Below are 18,381 nucleotides of genomic sequence, written 5' to 3'. Positions count from 1 at the left end.
GTAAATGGCAAAAAGAGTGGTTTTATTTACGGCTCCTGGATGTGTCTGGTGCAGCAGGGCCGAACAGTTTTTTAGAAAAAATAAAATCAGGTTTAATAAAGTTGATATAAGTAAAGACCCTAAAGCAGCCAAAGACTGTGAAAGGCACGGATGCAGGGGGGTGCCCGTAATTTTGGTGGGAAGCAGATGGATTTGCGGCTTTAATGAAGCGGCTATTAAAAAGGAGCTTGGAATTAAATGAAAATAAAAAGAGATTGTTACGTATGTATCTATAATCAGGCTTTGAATGTCACCAAAAGACTTAATTTAGATGAAAATAAGGCAAGTGATATATTAAGGGGTGTCGCTTTGATTTTATCCAAATACGATTTATCTTTTACCCCTCCCGATATCGCTAAAGAAGTTTATGAATATATCAGAAAAAAATTAAATATAAACGACCCTTTTAAAAAAGAAAAAGAGATTTCAATAAAAGAGGCCTTAAATTTTAAACCGGTTTTGGAAGAAAAATTAAAAAATTCCAAAAACCCTCTTTTCGATGCCTGTAAGATTGCCATTGCGGGAAATATAATAGATTTGGGGGTAAACCAGGAGTATGATTTAAACAGAGAAATTGAAAATATTTTTAATATGAATTTTATCCATAATGATTTTAATAAATTAGAAAATAAATTAAAAAAGGCTAAAACATTGTGTTATCTGGCAGACAATGCGGGAGAAAATGTTTTTGATGAAATTTTAATCAAGGTGATTAAAAAAATATATCCAAAAATAAAAGTTTATTATTTAGTAAGAGGAAAGCCTATAATTAATGATATAACCGTTAATGATTTAAAAGGCTCTGAAATTAGTAATTTTGCCGAAATTATTGATACGGGAGTAGGAACTCCTGGATTTAGTTTAAAATATGCAAATTCCAAAAGCAAGGAAATATTTTATAATGCTGATTTAATAATTAGTAAGGGAATGGGTAATTTTGAAGTTTTGTTTGGTGAATGCGGAAGGGAAGTCTTTTATCTGTTTAAAGTAAAATGCGGTGTAGTAGCAAATGCATGCGGATGCATTAAAGGCGACAATGTAATATTGAAAGGTGAGAAATGAACTTAAAGCTTAAAAATATTGGTTAAATGGACTAACTGTGATAGCAGGGGAAAATGATACAGGAAAAAGTACTGTTGGGAAAAGTTTGTTTTCTTTAATAAAAACTACTGAAATGTGCAGAGGCTTCTTGTTAATCTTTTAGAAAAAGAATTTTAAAAATCTTTTAAATTTTTTATCAAAGAAATATTAATAAGTTTAAAGAAAAAATAAAAAAAAATAAAAATTTAAGTATTGATAAAAAAAAAGAAATTGAAAATATTTTTAAAAAAATTGATATGTTTAAAATTTTTTGATTTTAAATAAAAAAATATAAATTATTGATTGCTACAGGCATTAAAAGTTTTGGAATTTTTTTACATCCGAAATGGCAATTATTATATGCAAAGATAATCGTAAAAATGGTAAAACAAAATTATTTTTCAATTCTTGTTAATTCCCATTCTCCATATATTATAGAAGCGAATATGCAAAAATTATTAAAATAGAAGGTTCTAACAGTTAATGGAAAAAAATGGCTGAATTGTTTTTTTGTTTAAAAAAATTATGTGAAACTAATTCGATAAATTGTTTCAATGTTTTGAAACAAATTTCAATGGGGTTTGATTTTGATTATTTCGTGGAGAATTTTTTTTCACATCCTTTACCAAGTAGTGTAGATACAATATTTTTTGATGAAAATGAAAAAAAATTATTTTTAATAAAATTTAAAAATAAAAAGAAATAAAAAAAAAGATTTTAGATTCAATTGAAGTATTAAAATCAATTTCTGAGAAAATATTTTAATTTACAATTTAATAATTATGAGTTATATGTAGGGATTGTTTATAATGATGAACCACAATGGAAAAGGGGTATTTGCAAAAATACTATTCAATTCGGTTTAGAATTTTTAAAAGAACAACATTAAAACCTATTGAGATAAATATTTTAAGATTAAAAATTTTGTAAAATAAGGAGAAATGATATATTTTAGCGATTTACTTTTGAAACTTCAGGAATTCTGGAAAAACAAAGGCTGTAATATTGTAATGCCTTATGATTTTCCAAGTGGGGCCGGGACGTTTCATCCGGCAACTCTTTTAAGAAGTCTTGGAAAAGGTGCTTGGAATGTGGCATATGTGGCGCCGAGCAGAAGACCGACAGACGGAAGATACGGTGAAAATCCAAACAGGCTGGGGGCTTATTATCAGTTTCAGGTTATTATGAAACCGAGTCCTGAGAATATCCAGGATATGTATTTAGAATCTCTCGAATATTTAGGATTAAATCTTGCTGAACACGACGTAAGGTTTGTGGAGGATAACTGGGAATCACCCACACTCGGAGCATGGGGTCTCGGATGGGAAGTTTGGCTTGACGGTATGGAAGTTACCCAGTTTACATATTTTCAGCAAGTCGGGGGTATTAAAACATTTCCTGTGCCGGTTGAAATCACATATGGTACGGAAAGACTTGCAATGTATCTGCAGGGAGTTGATAATGTATTTGATATAAAATGGAATGAATCTACAACTTACGGAGATATGCACAAAAGAAGCGAATATGAATTTTCAAAATACAATTTCGAAGTGGCCAGTGTTGATATGCTTTTTAGATGGTTTGAAGACTGCAGGAATGAAGTAAAAAAATGTATAGAAAACGATTTGGCGCTTCCTGCATATGATTATACAATAATGGCCAGTCATGTGTTTAATGTGTTGGATGCCAGAAAAGCTATTTCCCAAACAGAAAGGCAAAATTACATTTTAAAAATAAGAGAGCTTGCCAAAATGGTGGCCGAGAAATATGTGGAGAGTGAAAATGGTGAAAGTAGTGAAAGTGGTGAATAGTGAAAGGTAATATATGAAATTAAAGGATATCTATAAATTTTTGGATGAAATAAGCCCTTTTTCACTTCAGGAAGAGTGGGACAACAGTGGGATAAATGTTGGTATAAATGAAAAGATTAAGAGAATTTACATTTCCCTTGATATAGATGATGGGGTAATAGAAAAACTAAAGCCGAATTCATTGATTATTACGCATCATCCATTAATTTTTAAAGGTATAAAAAAAGTAAATTTCAATTCTTTTTCTACAAAATATTTAATTAAGCTTATTCAAAAAAACTGTTCATTAATTGCAATGCATACCAATTTTGACAAAACACATTTAAATAATTATTTTGCTAAAAAAATTTTAGAAATAGAAGGATTTCAGGAAGATTTTGTTTTTTACAGTGAGGTTTATATGAAATTTGACAAACTGGTTAACTTAATAAAAGAAAAAATGAAATTAAAATATATACGGGTAGTAAAAGCCAATGATTTTGTAAAAAAAGTTGGAATTACAACAGGCAGCGGAATGAGCTTATTAGACCAGATAAAAGCTGATTGTTTTTTAACAGGGGATATCAAGTATCATGAAGCTATGGATGCAAAAGCGAGAGGAATCAGTCTGATTGATGTAGGACATTTTGAAAGTGAAAAATATTTTGCGGAAGCATTATACGATAATATAAAAGATATGGAGATTGAAATTATAAAAATCAATTCAACTAATCCGTTTGACTTAATTTGATATAATTCCAATAAAAAAGGTCAGCAATGAATAAATTTTTAAAAGAGTTAATAGAACTCAACGGATATGAAAGGAAATTAAAAGAACTCGAACCTGTTGAGATTAATATTAAAGCTCCTGTAACCAAACTTGAAAACCAGAAAAAAGCTCTTGAAGAGAGACTTGAAAAACTTGAAGAAGAGATTAGAAATATTAAACTAAAAAAAAGTAAAAACGAATTATCAATAAAAGAACTTAAAGATAAACTTATTTCTATAGAAGAAAAACAGAGTAAAGCAAAAACAGAAAAAGAATTTAAAGCGCTTCAAATAGAAGAGGAACTGGCGCGTGAACAAATTGAAGCGGCAAACGAAGAAATTGCAAAATTTGAAAAACAGCTTGAACTTAAAAATGAAGAAAAAGAAAACATAAAAAAAGAGATTGAAAAAATAGATTCTGAAATCACTGTTTTGAGTGTTGATGTTGAAAAAAAACTGGAAACAGTTAAAAAACAAAAAGAAGCGATTTATAAGAAAAAAGAAAAACTTATAAATGAAATGAATCCTCAAATTTTCAGATTTTATGAAAAAATTAAGAGATGGGCGGGTATAACGGCTGTAACTCCTGTCAGAAAACAGGCATGCAGCGGTTGTAATATGAAAATCAGCGATAAAGTTTATACAGAAGTGATTAAAGGTGAAGAAATAGTAACTTGTCCTCATTGCGGAAGAGTGTTGTTTGTTGAAGAAAGCGAAGATAGTGAAAAAAGTGAGCAGTGAGTTATGAGTAGTGAAAAATGTAATATTTAATTTTTTTTATCTTTTTTTTCTTTTTATTTTATATTTAATTTCAATTCCTTTTTTAATTTATCTCAGCTTTAAAAAAAAATACAAAAAATCTATCCCCTCCAGATTTTTTCTGATAAACAACTCGCCTTTTACAAAAAAACTACATTATTTCCATGCATGTTCCCTTGGTGAAACAAAAGCATTAAAACCGCTTATTGAGCAGTTTGACGAAGTTAATTTAAGTGTAATAACCAACACGGGTTATGCCGAAGCAAAAAGATATAAAAATGTTCATCTCAGATTTTTGCCGTTTGAGATTTTTTTACCTTTTTGGCTAAAACCTTGTAAAACTTTAGTGGTAATGGAAGCCGAATTATGGTATATGTTTTTTTATCTTGCAAAAAGAAGATGTAATAAGACGGTTTTACTAAATGCCAGAATCAGTGAAAAAAGTTATCCCAAGTATCTTAAATTTAAATGGTTTTATAAAAAAATTTTTGAAAATATTGATATTGTTTTGGCACAAAGCGCGGAGGATAAAAAAAGGCTTTTGAATTTAGGGGCAAAAAATATAAAAGTTACAGGAAATATAAAGACATATTTTAATCCAAAAATCACAACCGAGTTTATTAAAAAAAAGCCTTTACTAATTTTGGCTTCAACACATAAAAATGAAGAAGAGCTGATTTTGCCAAAGCTTGATTTAAATAAATTTCAGGTTGCTGTGGTACCAAGACATCCGGAAAGATTTGACGAAGTATATAATATTATGAAAAAGTATGGGAAAGTGGAAAAAATAAGTGAAAAGTTTAATAATGGAAAATGGAAAATGGAAAATGGAAAATGGAAAATTAATATAGATGAAGATTTAGTATTAATTGATAAGATGGGAGAGTTGATTAATTTATATCAAGTTGCCGATATTGTAATTTTAGGGGGGAGTTTTGTTGATAATGTTGGAGGGCATAATCCGGTTGAGGCTGCTTATTTTAACAAACCCATAATCAGCGGTAAATATTATTTTAACCAAACAGCGTTATATAACGAAGTTGAAAATATTGAAATTTGTGAAATTGATGAAATTAAAGAAAAAATTAAAGCGGCAAAGATTACTAAAATAAAAAATATTCTAAATTTAGAAGAAATTATTAATATAATTGAAAATGGATAATTTATTTAGTGAATAGTGATTTGTGAGTTGTGAGCAGAAAAAGATAAAATAAAGGACAAAGATGGAAAAAAATTTTTATGAAATAAAAGATGATAAGGTTATAATTTATGTAAAAGCGCAGCCAAATTCTTCAAAAAATAAAATAGCAGGTCTTTATGGGGACGACAGTTTAAAAATAAACATAAAAGCTCCTGCTGTAGAGGGTGCGGCAAATAAAGAATTGGTTAAATTTTTATCCAAAACATTTAAGATTCCCAAAAGCGATATAATAATAAAAGGAGAAACAAGTAAAAGGAAGCAAATTATATTGCCGCTAAATGTTAAAATAAAAGAATTTTTAAAGGAATACAATGAGCAATAGTGAAATTGCCAAGATACTTTCTCTTACAGCGGATTTGCTTGATATAAAAGGGGAAAATCCGTTTAAAGTAAGAGCATACAGGAATGCCGCAAGGCTTGTTGAAGGAACGAGTAAAGATTTTGAAAAGCTAGTAAAAGAGGAGTTTGATTTAACAAAATTGCCTGGAATAGGGCATGATTTGAGCGAATATATAAAAGAAATAGTAATTACAGGAAAATTTTCCAAACTGGAAGAGCTTAAAAAACAGATTCCTCTGGGACTTATCGATATGCTTAGCATTGAAGGCCTCGGTCCAAAAAGAATAAAAGAAATTTATGACGCTTTTCATATTACAAGTCTTGAAGAACTTAGAAAATATGCCCAAAACGGTGAGCTTGATAAACTTCCCGGATTTGGCCCTAAACTGATTGAAAAAATATTAAAAGGCGTTAAGCAGCTTAAAAAAGCCGGTATCAGATTTTTATGGGCCGATGTTGAAGAAGTGGCAGAAGAAATCAGAAAATATTTACTTGATTTCCCAGGTGTTGAAATTGTAGATATTGCCGGAAGTTACAGAAGGAGAAAAGAAACAGTCGGAGATTTGGATATTTTGGTTATTGCGGATGATTATATGAAGGTAAGTGAATATTTTACAAAATATAAAAGGGTAAAAGAAGTATATTCAAAAGGTTTAACAAGAAGTACGGTTTTTTTGGACAATTCTCTTCAGATTGACCTCAGGGCGGTTACAAAAGAGAGTTACGGAAGTGCTCTTCATTATTTTACAGGAAGCAAAGCCCACAATATAGCAATAAGAAAAATGGCAATAGATATGGGGCTAAAAGTAAATGAATACGGAATATACAAAGGTACAAAAAGAATTGCCGGAAAAAGCGAAGAAGAAGTGTATGAAACAATGGGGCTGAGATATATAGAACCTGAACTCAGAGAAAACAGGGGGGAAATTGAAGCTGCTAAAAATAATAATTTACCAAAACTTGTGAGGGAGGATGATATAAAAGGCGATTTAAAAGTTTATTTTAATAAAAACATTAAAGAAATTATCGATGAGGCTGAAAAAAAAGGTTATGAATTTTTGGGAATTTGTACAAAAAATATTGAAGATTTGGAAAAAATAAAAAAATTAAAATCAAAACTGAAAATTTACAGTGCTATTGAATGCAAAATAGATAAAAACGGTGAATTAAATTATTTAAAAGATAAAATTAAAGATTTTGATATAGTTTACGGAAGTGTGGAGGATAATTTTAATTTAGATAAACCTACCCAGACAAAAAGAATAATCAACGCTTTAAATCATATTGATATTTTATCACATCCAATTTGCAGAAAAATTCAGGAATTTGACGGAATCGATATTGAGTTTGAGCAAATATTAAAAGCAGCTAAAGAAAAAAATAAAATATTCGAAATTGACGCAAGAAGAGACAGGCTTGATTTGGATGATTCTAAAATAAAACTTGCAAAAGAAACGGGTGTAAGAATGTGCATTAATTCTTATGCTACAAATAAAAAAGAGCTTTATAATATGAAATACGGATTGAATCAGTCAAGAAGAGGCTGGGCTGAAAAGAAAGATTTAATTAATACGTTAAAAAATTTTATTTAAAATTTCATTAAATTTAAAAATTTCTTTTTTTATTATTTTTGTGAGTTTATTATAATTTTTAAAATCTATTTTATACGAGAGGATATATAAATTATTTAAAATATGGAATAAAGAGCCTCTAAGAAGCAAAAACCCTGATTTGTCGATTTGCTCATATGTTTTAATCAAATCTTCAAGCCCTTCAATAAGCGATGTAAGCTTTTCTTTTGAATCAATTTTTATATCCATAGCTTTGCTTATTGCCAAAAGCAGATTTTTAATATCCGGTTTTTCATCTTTATAATCAGTTTTATTAAAACAGTTTATTATTTCTCGTATATATTTTTCTTTATCAATAAGGGGTAATTTTTTGTCTTTTATTGGAACTGAACCCTCAATATAAGCGCCGTCACTTAAATTATAAACATTTGTCTGTTTTTCTTTTATTAATTTTTCTATATTGCTTTTGCTGCTTAAAAACAATGAATCGCTATATATATCATCACTTAAATTTCCTTTTACTTTAATCCCTTTTTGTTCTGTGTCTTCTTTATTGTCATAAAAACTTCCATATGAATGTTTTCTCTCCCCCAGTCTGAAACCTAAATCCATTCCGCATAGATATATTTCATTACTAAATTCACTTGCAAATGCCATACCTGTGTTTCCGACTATTGGGGAGGAATATTTTAAAGTAAAATAATTGTTTTCCTGTGTAAAAGCTTCCCTGATATACATTAAAGGTTTTTTTGCCATTTGGAAAATTTTTTGATTTACAACACTTGCTCCTAAGAAATAACCCCTGTAATTTGGTAATATATCTTTTAAAGCTTCAATTAATGTATCTATTCTTTCCTGTTCTATATGAAAATCACTTTGCAGTCCTGCTTTTATTAAAGGTTTAAGCGCAGTTCCTACTGAAATTATTATCATGGAATCTTTGTTTTTTTTAATAAATTCAATATTTTTTTCCAAACTTTTTCCATTGGCTGCTATACAAACAGGAATATTTAATTTTTTTGATTTATTTAACAGAGGATATCTCCCAATATTTTGCAAATGATTTTTTATTCCTTTTATTTCATCTTCGAAAGTTCCCCATCCTCTGTTTTTTAAAACGGAAATTTTATTAAATTTATTTTTGGCATCTATTATAAATTTGTTTTCATAGGTGGTGAGGGTGAATCTGGCAAAATTTGAAGTTATGATTCTTTCAAAATAAAATTTTTCAATTGCAAAATAATTAATTTTGTTTTTTATGAAAACAAACAGTTTTCCCCTTAATTTTTTATAAAGTTTTTCATAATCTATAAAATACAGACTTATTGCAAAAAATTCCGGTTCCGGTTCATATATAAAAAGAGACTGAAAATTATATTTTTGTGCTAATATTTCTATATGTTTGCCTGATAATAATCCTAAAATAACAGTTGCAGGTAAAAAATTATTTTCAAAATAAAATCCATCGGTATAATTTAAATTTTTAGCTTTGTCAGTTAAAGAATTTACTATTTTGCCTGTTAAATAAAATTCTTTTTCATCTAATTTTTCTGGATTAATATAAAAAAAATTTTTTTCCCATAAAGAATTTTGTACAGGATTATATGAAAATATGATTGAATCTTCATCAATAGAATTCGGATAAAGATAAGTATTTGTTTGTGTATCAAGTATATTATTGTTTACAAGCTGGTATCTTCTTGTTTTTATTGAAGTTATTAATTTATAAAACGAAGGAATATTTTGATAAAAAAACTTTATATTTTTTTGAAAAAGATTCATAATTTCTCCGCTAAAACAGAAGTTTTAGCGAATTATACTATCTTTTAAGCTGTAAAAGCGTATTTAACATCTCATCACTTGTTGTAATAGTTTTTGAATTTGCCTGGAAACCTCTTTGAATTACAATTAACTGAGTTAAACTTCTGCTTAAGTCAACATTGCTCATTTCAAGGCTGCTTGGTTGAATTGTCCCTCTTCCCCCCGTTCCGGCAGTCCCTACTATCGGTTCACCTGAATTTGGCGAAGAGCTGAACAGAGTTCCGCCCTCACTCATTAAGCCTTCATTATTAACAAATTTTGCTAATGCAACCTGAGCAAGGGAATAACTTCTGCCGTTGGTGAATACCCCTATTACCGTTCCTGTCTGATCAACTACCAAACTTTGCAAATCTCCTCCCGGATAACCGTTTTGAGTCTGTCCGCTAGTGGAACTAGGTGCTTCAAAAGATGTGATTCCGTCAAATTTGCCAATGTTTCCTAAATCAAGCTGTATGGCCTGTCCTGAATTGGCTCCATTGTTAGGATTAAATATTAAACTAGGAGGATTATAGGAATTTATACTTCCGTCAGGATTGAATTTTACATATCCGTTTGCCGGCTGATCAAGAGACGAAGGTGCCGGGACATCGGCATACCATTTCCAAACTGTCGGATCGTTCGGATTTTCAGATGTATGTGCTTTTCTGAAATGAAGTGTTAAAGTGTGCTTGCTGCCAAGCGAATCAAACACATCAATGCTTGTTGTGTGAGTTGCGGCATTAATAGCCTGTGAAAAGGTTGATCCTCCTGCTGCCAAACTTCCGTTTATCGGTGAAAAAGCTTCCGTAAATAAATCATTGTCTTTTTTATCATCCGGATAACCAGATAAATTTATATTAAATGAATTTGCTGAGGTGTTTTTTATATTTAATTTTCCGTTTTCATCTATTGAAACAATACCGCTGTTTCCGGATGTTGAATTTGAAGTATCTCCGCTGTCATCTATCGCCAATTGCCATACATATGCCAAATCCTGAATATCGTGAAAATAATATGTGTCATTTTTATAAAATGTATCTGTTGATGTGCCGCTGCCCAAAGATTTGAAAATTTGAGACAATTTCCCAAGAGGGGTGTTTGAATTTGAATCGTTGATTGTTCCATTGGAATCTTTTAATTGTACATTTTTAATAATATCCTGGGTTTCTTTCATTTTACCGTTTTCAAAACTTACATTGTCATTTATATTATTGCTTGTAAAATCTGAATTCAAAAGGCAGCATAAATCACTGAATGTCTGGAAATCTTTTCCATAAACATATGTTAAGGTGTCATCTATTGTTCCGTCTGCGTTTTTATCAATTTGAAATGATATTTTTTGATTGACATTCATAAATGCACGGTTATTATCATCTTTTGTTGTGGAATTATATAACCAGTGAAGCCCTTCATTCGAATCAGAAACGGTATTTTCCTTTGGCTGATAAGACCCGCTTGCACTTCCGCAGCCTTCGGTTTCATTTATAGGTGTTTTTGAATATATGAAATTTCTTGTTTCCCCAAGTCCGTTTATATTAACTTTAATTCCCTGTCCTTCTTCTATATTAAACGCATCACCGCTTGCATTAAAAAGCTCGCCTACATCGTCGGCACCGATAAAACTGTTTTTTAAGGATTTCATAGGCTCTGTAGTGGTTGAGGGTCCGTTTAAACCTTTGAAAATATTTTCTAATTCCGTATTGGTAGATGAAAGTGTGGTTTCTGTTTTTATTTTGTTTTCTGGATCCACAATTTGTCCGTTTCCGTTTAAATAAACTTTGTATTCTGATGATGGTTTTGTACCGGTCGGATCTTTTATTATTTCATTGATTTCGTCTAATAAATCTTTTATGGTGGTAAATTTTCTGTCTGTATTTGATGTGCTTTTTCCGTAAGTAAATGTATAATTGTTTATATTTCCATTTGCGTCTTCTATTGCCAAAGTCAAAGTGTCTTTATCAGGGGTTAAAGATAATTTTTCACCATTTGCATTATATAATCCGCTAATATCTGCAGTCTGATCAACAGTAGGTCTTGTTCCGCTCATTTCTTTAATATGAACCCCACTGTTTAGATTTGCTTTTATTTGAATTTTACTTGTAGCGTTTGCCGGTGTGGTAAGACCTGGTGGAATAGATATCGGCTGAACCCCTTTTGCGGTATCTATTGTATGTGTGTCCGGGTCTGCAAGCCATCCTTGTACTATCATTCCGTTTGGGTCAACAAAATTACCGTTTGCATCAAATGTAAAATCTCCGGCTCTTGTATATTTATATGTTTTTCCTCCGTCTCCACTCACAACAAAAAAACCGTCTCCGTTAATTGCCATATCTGTATTTTTATCGGTATTTTGAATACTTCCTTGTTTAAACAATGTTTCAACTGCGCTGACACTTGTTCCAAGGCCTATCTGAAGTGAATTTTTTCCACCGAGTTTTCCCTGTGGTGCTGTAGCGCTTTTTACTGTTTGGCTTAAAAGATTTTGAAAATTGGTTCTAGAGTATTTAAATCCCACAGTATTTACATTTGCAATGTTGTTGGCTTCCACATCCATTGCAACCTGATGAGCGTTTAGGCCGCTAACCCCGCTCCAAAGACTTCTCATCATGATTCATTCCTTTAAATAAAGTTTTTTTTATCAAGCAAAAACCGTTCCTTTTTCAATTACTCACCCCGCCGCTTGAAAAGCGGCCGGGCAAGCTCACCACTCACCACTCACTATTCACTACTATATTATCCTTTTTTTAAATTAATTGCTTTTTGAATCATTTCATCGCTGGTTGTTACAGTTTTTGCCGCCGCTGAGAATGCTTTTTGGTTTATTATAAGCTCTGTCATCGCTTTGGCAAAATTTACATTTGAAGCTTCAAGTTTATGAGAAATTACTTTTGCATAAGGAATGTATTCTCCATTGCTTTCATATAAAAATGCTTTATTTGAATTATTTGTCTTTCTAAAAAGATTGCCCCCGATACTTTCAAGTCCCTGAGGGTTTTGAAAATGGAAAATCGGAATCTGTCCGAGCCCCACACTTTTGGAATTTGAAAAATTTGCAAAAATAACTCCGTCGTCATTAATATCATATCCTTGAAGGTAACCTTTTTCAAGTCCATTTTGGGAAAAAGAATAACTTGTATTGGAATCTGTTTTGGCGTATGACGTTAAATCAAAATTTATATTTATATTTTGAGGTGAATTAAGTGTCACTGTTTTAGGGGATAGTAATTTTCCGTTTTCGTCAAACGTGAAAATCTGATTTGAAGTGTTTATAATGTTTCCGTTTGCATCTTTTATTGTAATTACTCCGTTCCATTGAATCTGATTATTTAAAATTTTCTGTTTTGTAAAAGAAAAAGAAATTATATTTTTGTTACCGTTTGCGTCATAAATATTCCCTCCAAAATCATGTTTGTTTACTTTAAAAGCATTGCTTTTTGCACTTGTCTGGGGATAAATTTCATTTCCAATTCTTCCGAGATTGTTAATAAACAAGTCATTGGAATTTTCTGTTTTGAGAAGATATGAATTAATAGTTTTAGCGGTAGGATTTGTTGTAACAATTCTTCCTTTATCGTCAAGAGAAACCGAGATATCCGGATTGATATTATTTGCCAGGGACTGGAATTTATCGATTAAATTTTGCACAGTGTCAAATTCATTTTCTTTGGCGGGGGTTGATTTATAAATTAATTTTTCAGCTGCAATATTTGGTAAATTGTCATTATTTGAGTGTAAAATTATTTTTGTTGGGTCAGAAATCACTATTCCGTTGTCTGATATTGTCGCATCTATTCCATTTTGTGTTAATTTATTGACAAGGGCATTTTGAATTTCGCTTTTTGTACTTCCATCAGGCACACTCAGATTTATCTGTTTATCATTAATACTAAAATCATAAACCAAATCTTTTCCGTCTTTTATATCGTCTGTTATGCATATTTCACTTGAAATTAAATTATTGGAATATGTTGCCGGATTTCCGAAACCGAAAACGAATGAATCACCGTCTCTTATTTTTAAATCTTTTCCGTCATTTGAGTATAATGCACTGAAATCATTATTAAGTGTCGCCGGAGCGGTTGAGTTTATCTGGTCGGCATCATTCAAATTGGTAAAAAGATTCACTTTGCTTGTGGCAATTGCGGGTAAAATCATTGAATTTGGCAGTGAAATGGGGGAGAGAGGATTATTTATTAAATTATCTGTCGGAATGTTTTGGTTTATTTCATAGCTTCCGTTATTGTTTTTTATATTATTTGCGTTGGCAACTAATAGATAATTCCCGTTGTTATCAACCAAATAACCCTCTTTGTCTCTTTTAAAGCTTCCGTTTCGTGTATAGTAAATATTGTCCCCGTTTTTAACCCCAATCCAGCCTTTACCACCAAGAGCAATATCGAAAGGATTGTCTGAGTCGATAAAACTTCCTTGCGATAAATTAATGGCATTGGCATCGAGTCTGCTTCCAAGTCCAACATCCGAAAATATCGGTGAATTTTTCAGAGTCTGTGAAAAAATTGAAGAAAATTCAGGGTTTGTTTCTTTGTATCCCGCGGTATTGATATTTGATATGTTGTTCCCCCAAATATCAATCCCCGTTTGAAAACTTTTCATTCCGCTTACACCGTTAAAAAATGACCTTGTCATTTTAATCCTTTTATTAACCAAAATTATTCAACATCTAATATTCAATATTCATAATTTAACATTCAACATTTAAATATTATCCCTGCCACTGATAAATTTCTTTTATTTTGTCAAACGGTACATATTGGTTTCCGAGTTTGGCGAAGGCATTTCCGTTTTCAAATCTTATTGATTCAATAGGATACGCACCAATTGCTGTTGTATGTTTATTTCCATTAGGGTCTGTATATGTTGCGCTTACTTCATAACTATCACTTTTTACTCTGTTTCCGTTATTATCTTTTAAATCCCATTCAAAACTTAAAATTCCTTTTGTGTGGGGATTTAAATCAAATTCTTTAACTATATTTCCAGCTTTATCTTTAATTTGAACTTTTCCACTTTGTATATTATCTCCAAAATATAATTCAAAATCTTTTTTCGTATCATTATCTGTAACATTAATATATCTGTTTCCAGTATCAGCCATTTTCCCTATTGCAGAAACGGTTGAAAGTTCATTGGTAGAAGTTAGCGTTTTTGCCAATGTATCAATTGTTTTTTGCATATTTGCATTCATCTCCATAGTTGAAAGATAAGCAGTTTGTTCAAGCATTTTATTTGTATCCATCGGATTTGTTGGGTCTTGCATTTCAAGCTGTTTTAAAAACAGCTTCATAAAAGCGTTTTTATCGAGCTGTGAATTTGGATTGTAAACTTTGTCATTGCCGGCCTGTGTTGCATTGTTGGTTATATTTGCTACTGATGACATTTTTTAACCTTTTTTAATATTAAAGCAAATATTGTTCCAATCAGGCAGTGAGTTGTGAGTAGGGGCTCCATATCTTTTAGAATCTGCAATAAAAAATTTTGTGCGGGCTTGATTTTCGGTTTTGTTTTATTATCTGTATGTGTTAATAATTCTATCAAATGAGGCATTAAAAACCTTTTTATTTTTAGCAAGCAAAAAATATTCCAAGCAGTTTTTAGCGAAAATGGTGAAATTGTGAAAACAGTGAAATTGATGTATAATTTCAAAAATTTTTAAAGGTAATTAATGAAGAATATTAGAAACATTGCAGTTATAGCCCATGTTGACCATGGAAAAACTACACTTGTGGATGAACTACTCAAACAGTCCCACACCCTTGACGCAAGGAAAGATTTGGGTGAGAGGGTAATGGACAGTAATGATTTGGAAAAAGAAAGAGGAATTACAATTTTAAGTAAAAATACGGCTATCAGATGGAATGAATTCAGAATTAATATTATTGACACTCCGGGGCACAGTGATTTTGGAGGGGAAGTTGAGAGGGTTTTGAAAATGGTGGACGGTGTATTGCTTCTTGTAGATGCCCAGGAAGGCGTAATGCCCCAGACTAAATTTGTTGTAAAAAAAGCGCTCTCACTGGGGCTTAAACCTATTTTGGTGGTAAATAAAATAGACAAACCCGCAGCTGAACCGGACAGGGTTGTTGATGAGGTGTTTGATCTGTTTGTAAGTATGGGTGCTACTGAGGACCAGCTTGATTTCCCTATAATTTATGCCGCTGCCAAAGAGGGATATGCAAAATGGGAACTTGAGGATAATAATAATGATATGACGCCCGTTTTTGAGGCAATTACAAAATATATTCCTGCCCCTGCGGGTGACGAAAGCGCCCCGTTGCAAATGCAGGTATTTACTCTTGATTATGATAATTATGTGGGAAGAATAGGAATTGCGAGAATTTTTAACGGTACAGTTAAAAAGGGTGAAGAAGTAACACTGGTTAAAGCCGACGGTGAAAAAATAAACGGAAGAGTTACCAAACTGATGGGATTTTTAGGACTTGACAGGATGGAAATTGACGAGGCGAAAGCGGGGGATATTGTGGCTGTTGCCGGATTTGAAGCCCTTAATGTGGGGGATACGATAGCCGATAGGAATAATCCTGTGGCTTTAGGCGCACTTCATATAGAAGAACCTACCATAAGTGTTATTTTAAGCGTAAACGATTCACCTCTTGCGGGGACTGAGGGTAAAAATGTAACAGCTCCAAAGCTTAGGGACAGACTGTTTAAAGAGATGCAGACAAATATTGCAATGAAAATAGAAGAACTGGGTGAGGGTAAATTTAAAGTAAGCGGAAGGGGAGAGCTTCAAATAGCAATTCTTGCTGAAAATCTTAGACGTGAAGATTTTGAATTTTCCCTGTCTCGTCCTGAGGTTATTATTAAAGTGGAAAACGGGGTTAAACTTGAACCTTATGAATATGTTGTTGTAGATGTACCGGATATTTACAGCGGAGTTGTAATAGAAAAACTTGGAACCAGAGGCGCCGTTATGAAAAATATGATGCCTTTAAGCGACGGAAGTACAAGAATTGAATTTGAAATGCCGGCACGCGGACTTATAGGATATAGAGGTGAATTTATGACCGATACAAAAGGTGAGGGAGTGCTTAACAGCTCGTTTCTTGAATTTAGACCCGCCACTACCAAACCTTATACAAGAAAAAACGGAGCTTTGATTTCTATGGAAAACGGTGTGGCTGTCGGATATGCAATATTCAATTTGCAAGAGAGAGGCAGAATGTTTATAAAACCCGGGGATAAAGTTTATAACGGGATGATAGTCGGTGAACACAGCAGAAGTAACGATTTGGAAGTAAATCCTATTAAAGGTAAAAATTTAACCAATGTCCGTGCCAGTGGTAGCGATGAAGCGATAAAACTGGTTCCCCCTGTTCAGCTTACCCTTGAAAAAGCCCTTGAATGGATAGAAGATGATGAACTTGTGGAAATTACCCCTAAATCTATAAGGGTAAGGAAAAAATATCTCGATCCTACCGAGAGAAAAAGAATGAGCAGGAAAAAATAAAAAAAGATAATTTTTCTCCCTTTTTCTTATAACTTTTTCTTATATCTTCTTAAAATCTTTATAATCTTTGTTACAATTCGAAAAATATTTAAAGGAGCGGTATGAAAAAATATTTGATTCTAACCGCTTTGTCAGGTCTGCTTTTAGCCAAAAATGTGACATTTAACGAAGTTTTAAAAGAAACTCTTTCTAATAATTTAGAGCTAAAGGCAAAAAAGCTTAATATTGACAAAGCCAAAAGCGATTTGGATAAAGTCAGAGGAATGGAATGGGGCAAATTTATTTTTAACGAGCAAATAAGCAGAACAAATAATGCTATGTATGTATTCGGTATGAAATTAGGCAGCAGGGAAGCCACTTTCAGCGATTTTGGCTTCAGCGATTTTCTGGCCCCTTTGGGCGGCGCTTTGATGAAGGCGAATTCAAATTCTTTAACACCTCAGGATTTGGCCGCAATGCAGGGAATTTTAGCTATTAAACCGCATGATTTAAATTATCCTGCCCCGAGAAGCAATTTTGCTACAAATTTTGTTTATGAGATTCCGATTTTTACAGGGTTTAAATTAACTTATGCAAAAGAAATGGCAAAACTTCAGATATTGGCAAACAAATATAAATTTCAAAGAGATAAAACTCTTTTGGCTTTGGAAGTATTAAAAGCATATAACGGGGCTGTCGCCGCTAAATATTTTATAAATGCTTTAAATAAGGCAAAAGAAACAACAAGCTCTTTTGTAAAAATGGTTAAAGAATTTAAAAAAGAGGGCATGGCAACCGATATTGATTTACTGCAGGCCCAAAAAAGGGATTCCCAGGTTGATGCATATTTACAAGAGGCAAAAAACAAATACGTCCTGGCTTTGAGTTATTTAAGATTTTTAAGCGATGACTACGATATTACGTCTGTTGGTGATTTTGAAGTAATTATTTCTCCTGATAGTAATTTAAAAACATTAATTAAAGAGGCTTTAAAAAACAGGAACGATTTAAAATGGATGAAAAAAAATTATGAGACTATGAAAAAAAAGGTTAAATTTGATTCTGCTGAAAATTATCCTATGATAGGGGCACATTTGGAATATGGATGGAATGATAACACTGTGGCCAATATAAGAAGTGATAAAGATTATTGGCTCGCGGCAATAGGTTTAAAATATAATATTTTTGATAAAAGCAAAGATGCCGACATTGAAAAAAGTAAAATTGAAGCACTTCAGACAGGCTATTATTATCAATATATGAAAAAAGCTATTGCACTTGATGTAAGACAGAAATATCTGAATTTAAAAACAAAAACTAAAATAATAAAAAATAAATTAACAAACAAAGAACTGGCGGAAGAAATTTTAAAAAAATATACCTATATGTATAAACAGGGAATGATAAATATGACTATTCTTTTAATGAAAGAGGCGGATGCAAGAAAAGCAAGGGCGGAACTTATTAAGGCAAAATATGATGAAGCTGTTGCGGCGGCTAAACTTAAAGCAAGCATTGGAGACTTTGTTAAATAGTGAGTTGTGATTGGTGAGTAGTGAGTAGTGA

General features: G+C 31.8%; 16 protein-coding genes. 11 read left to right on the top strand and 5 right to left on the bottom strand.

From position 1 onward, the window contains the following. Positions 1–4 precede the first annotated feature (4 nt). The 9 genes from DZ65_RS0103290 (at position 5) to DZ65_RS09795 (ending at position 7,568) form a co-directional block, all read left to right on the top strand. Positions 5–241 carry a glutaredoxin family protein gene (locus DZ65_RS0103290; protein ID WP_024787244.1) on the top strand — a complete coding sequence of 79 codons (237 nt, stop codon included), beginning with the start codon at positions 5–7 and terminating at the stop codon, positions 239–241. Next, positions 238–1,101: a DUF89 domain-containing protein gene (locus tag DZ65_RS0103285; protein ID WP_024791205.1), complete on the top strand. Its 864-nt coding sequence runs from the start codon at positions 238–240 to the stop codon at positions 1,099–1,101. Before DZ65_RS0103290 ends, DZ65_RS0103285 begins: the two co-directional genes overlap by 4 nt. A 511-nt stretch (positions 1,102–1,612) precedes the next feature. Next, on the top strand, positions 1,613–1,825 hold the full coding sequence (locus DZ65_RS0103280) for a hypothetical protein (protein WP_024791204.1): 213 nt from the start codon (positions 1,613–1,615) through the stop codon (positions 1,823–1,825). Between the two features lie 235 nt (positions 1,826–2,060). Next, positions 2,061–2,930 carry a glycine--tRNA ligase subunit alpha gene (glyQ, locus tag DZ65_RS0103275; RefSeq protein WP_024791203.1) on the top strand — a complete coding sequence of 290 codons (870 nt, stop codon included), beginning with the start codon at positions 2,061–2,063 and terminating at the stop codon, positions 2,928–2,930. Between the two features lie 13 nt (positions 2,931–2,943). Further along, on the top strand, positions 2,944–3,660 hold the full coding sequence (locus tag DZ65_RS0103270) for a Nif3-like dinuclear metal center hexameric protein (protein ID WP_024791202.1): 717 nt from the start codon (positions 2,944–2,946) through the stop codon (positions 3,658–3,660). Positions 3,661–3,686: 26 nt separating this feature from the next. Further along, a complete protein-coding gene (locus DZ65_RS0103265; protein ID WP_024787238.1) occupies positions 3,687–4,418 on the top strand; it encodes a zinc ribbon domain-containing protein in 732 nt (243 codons plus the stop codon). A 10-nt stretch (positions 4,419–4,428) separates the two neighbouring features. Then, positions 4,429–5,598, top strand: coding sequence for a lipid IV(A) 3-deoxy-D-manno-octulosonic acid transferase (gene waaA / locus DZ65_RS0103260; protein WP_035907053.1), 1,170 nt, complete (start codon positions 4,429–4,431; stop codon positions 5,596–5,598). A gap of 61 nt (positions 5,599–5,659) precedes the next feature. Further along, entirely contained in the window at positions 5,660–5,959 is a 300-nt protein-coding gene (locus tag DZ65_RS0103255; RefSeq protein WP_024787236.1) for a DUF167 domain-containing protein, read from the top strand. Continuing rightward, positions 5,949–7,568 (top strand): helix-hairpin-helix domain-containing protein, encoded by a 1,620-nt coding sequence (locus DZ65_RS09795; RefSeq protein ID WP_035907051.1) that lies wholly within the window; start codon positions 5,949–5,951, stop codon positions 7,566–7,568. Before DZ65_RS0103255 ends, DZ65_RS09795 begins: the two co-directional genes overlap by 11 nt. On the opposite strand, the gene DZ65_RS0103245 is transcribed toward DZ65_RS09795, so the two are convergent. The 5 genes from DZ65_RS0103245 to DZ65_RS0103225 all read right to left on the bottom strand — a co-directional run bounded on the left by DZ65_RS0103245 (position 7,551) and on the right by DZ65_RS0103225 (position 14,912). Then, complete coding sequence (locus DZ65_RS0103245) at positions 7,551–9,329, bottom strand: 6-hydroxymethylpterin diphosphokinase MptE-like protein (protein ID WP_024790720.1); 1,779 nt, start codon at positions 9,327–9,329, stop codon at positions 7,551–7,553. The two genes, DZ65_RS09795 and DZ65_RS0103245, sit on opposite strands and share 18 nt — an antisense overlap. A 37-nt stretch (positions 9,330–9,366) precedes the next feature. After that, positions 9,367–11,955 carry a flagellar hook-basal body complex protein gene (locus DZ65_RS11405; protein WP_024791201.1) on the bottom strand — a complete coding sequence of 863 codons (2,589 nt, stop codon included), beginning with the start codon at positions 11,953–11,955 and terminating at the stop codon, positions 9,367–9,369. A gap of 125 nt (positions 11,956–12,080) precedes the next feature. Next, positions 12,081–13,994, bottom strand: coding sequence for a flagellar hook-basal body complex protein (locus DZ65_RS0103235; protein WP_024787233.1), 1,914 nt, complete (start codon positions 13,992–13,994; stop codon positions 12,081–12,083). A 76-nt stretch (positions 13,995–14,070) separates the two neighbouring features. Then, positions 14,071–14,745 carry a flagellar hook capping FlgD N-terminal domain-containing protein gene (locus DZ65_RS0103230; RefSeq protein WP_024787232.1) on the bottom strand — a complete coding sequence of 225 codons (675 nt, stop codon included), beginning with the start codon at positions 14,743–14,745 and terminating at the stop codon, positions 14,071–14,073. Next, a complete protein-coding gene (locus tag DZ65_RS0103225; protein ID WP_024787231.1) occupies positions 14,733–14,912 on the bottom strand; it encodes a hypothetical protein in 180 nt (59 codons plus the stop codon). The genes DZ65_RS0103230 and DZ65_RS0103225 overlap by 13 nt, the downstream gene beginning before the upstream one ends. A gap of 118 nt (positions 14,913–15,030) precedes the next feature. On the opposite strand from DZ65_RS0103225, the gene typA reads away from it, so the two are divergent. Both typA and DZ65_RS0103215 read left to right on the top strand, forming a co-directional pair. Continuing rightward, positions 15,031–16,836, top strand: coding sequence for a translational GTPase TypA (gene typA, locus DZ65_RS0103220; protein ID WP_024787230.1), 1,806 nt, complete (start codon positions 15,031–15,033; stop codon positions 16,834–16,836). 101 nt (positions 16,837–16,937) lie between these two features. After that, on the top strand, positions 16,938–18,350 hold the full coding sequence (locus DZ65_RS0103215; protein WP_024791200.1) for a TolC family protein: 1,413 nt from the start codon (positions 16,938–16,940) through the stop codon (positions 18,348–18,350). The last annotated feature ends 31 nt before the right edge of the window (positions 18,351–18,381 follow it).

Origin of the sequence: Lebetimonas sp. JS032, assembly GCF_000523315.1 — a bacterium.
Lineage (GTDB): Bacteria > Campylobacterota > Campylobacteria > Campylobacterales > Nautiliaceae > Lebetimonas.
This window is presented reverse-complemented; position numbering and strand designations above follow the sequence as displayed.

Coding starts and splice junctions, on each gene's coding strand:
- DZ65_RS0103255 (WP_024787236.1), top strand. CDS start 5,660: ATGGAAAAAAATTTTTATGAAATAAAAGATGATAAGGTTATAATTTAT.
- DZ65_RS0103235 (WP_024787233.1), bottom strand. CDS start 13,994: ATGACAAGGTCATTTTTTAACGGTGTAAGCGGAATGAAAAGTTTTCAA.
- DZ65_RS0103270 (WP_024791202.1), top strand. CDS start 2,944: ATGAAATTAAAGGATATCTATAAATTTTTGGATGAAATAAGCCCTTTT.
- DZ65_RS0103245 (WP_024790720.1), bottom strand. CDS start 9,329: ATGAATCTTTTTCAAAAAAATATAAAGTTTTTTTATCAAAATATTCCT.
- typA (WP_024787230.1), top strand. CDS start 15,031: ATGAAGAATATTAGAAACATTGCAGTTATAGCCCATGTTGACCATGGA.
- DZ65_RS11405 (WP_024791201.1), bottom strand. CDS start 11,955: ATGATGAGAAGTCTTTGGAGCGGGGTTAGCGGCCTAAACGCTCATCAG.
- DZ65_RS0103290 (WP_024787244.1), top strand. CDS start 5: ATGGCAAAAAGAGTGGTTTTATTTACGGCTCCTGGATGTGTCTGGTGC.
- DZ65_RS0103285 (WP_024791205.1), top strand. CDS start 238: ATGAAAATAAAAAGAGATTGTTACGTATGTATCTATAATCAGGCTTTG.
- DZ65_RS0103215 (WP_024791200.1), top strand. CDS start 16,938: ATGAAAAAATATTTGATTCTAACCGCTTTGTCAGGTCTGCTTTTAGCC.
- DZ65_RS0103265 (WP_024787238.1), top strand. CDS start 3,687: ATGAATAAATTTTTAAAAGAGTTAATAGAACTCAACGGATATGAAAGG.
- glyQ (WP_024791203.1), top strand. CDS start 2,061: ATGATATATTTTAGCGATTTACTTTTGAAACTTCAGGAATTCTGGAAA.
- DZ65_RS0103280 (WP_024791204.1), top strand. CDS start 1,613: ATGGCTGAATTGTTTTTTTGTTTAAAAAAATTATGTGAAACTAATTCG.
- DZ65_RS0103225 (WP_024787231.1), bottom strand. CDS start 14,912: ATGCCTCATTTGATAGAATTATTAACACATACAGATAATAAAACAAAA.
- DZ65_RS0103230 (WP_024787232.1), bottom strand. CDS start 14,745: ATGTCATCAGTAGCAAATATAACCAACAATGCAACACAGGCCGGCAAT.
- DZ65_RS09795 (WP_035907051.1), top strand. CDS start 5,949: ATGAGCAATAGTGAAATTGCCAAGATACTTTCTCTTACAGCGGATTTG.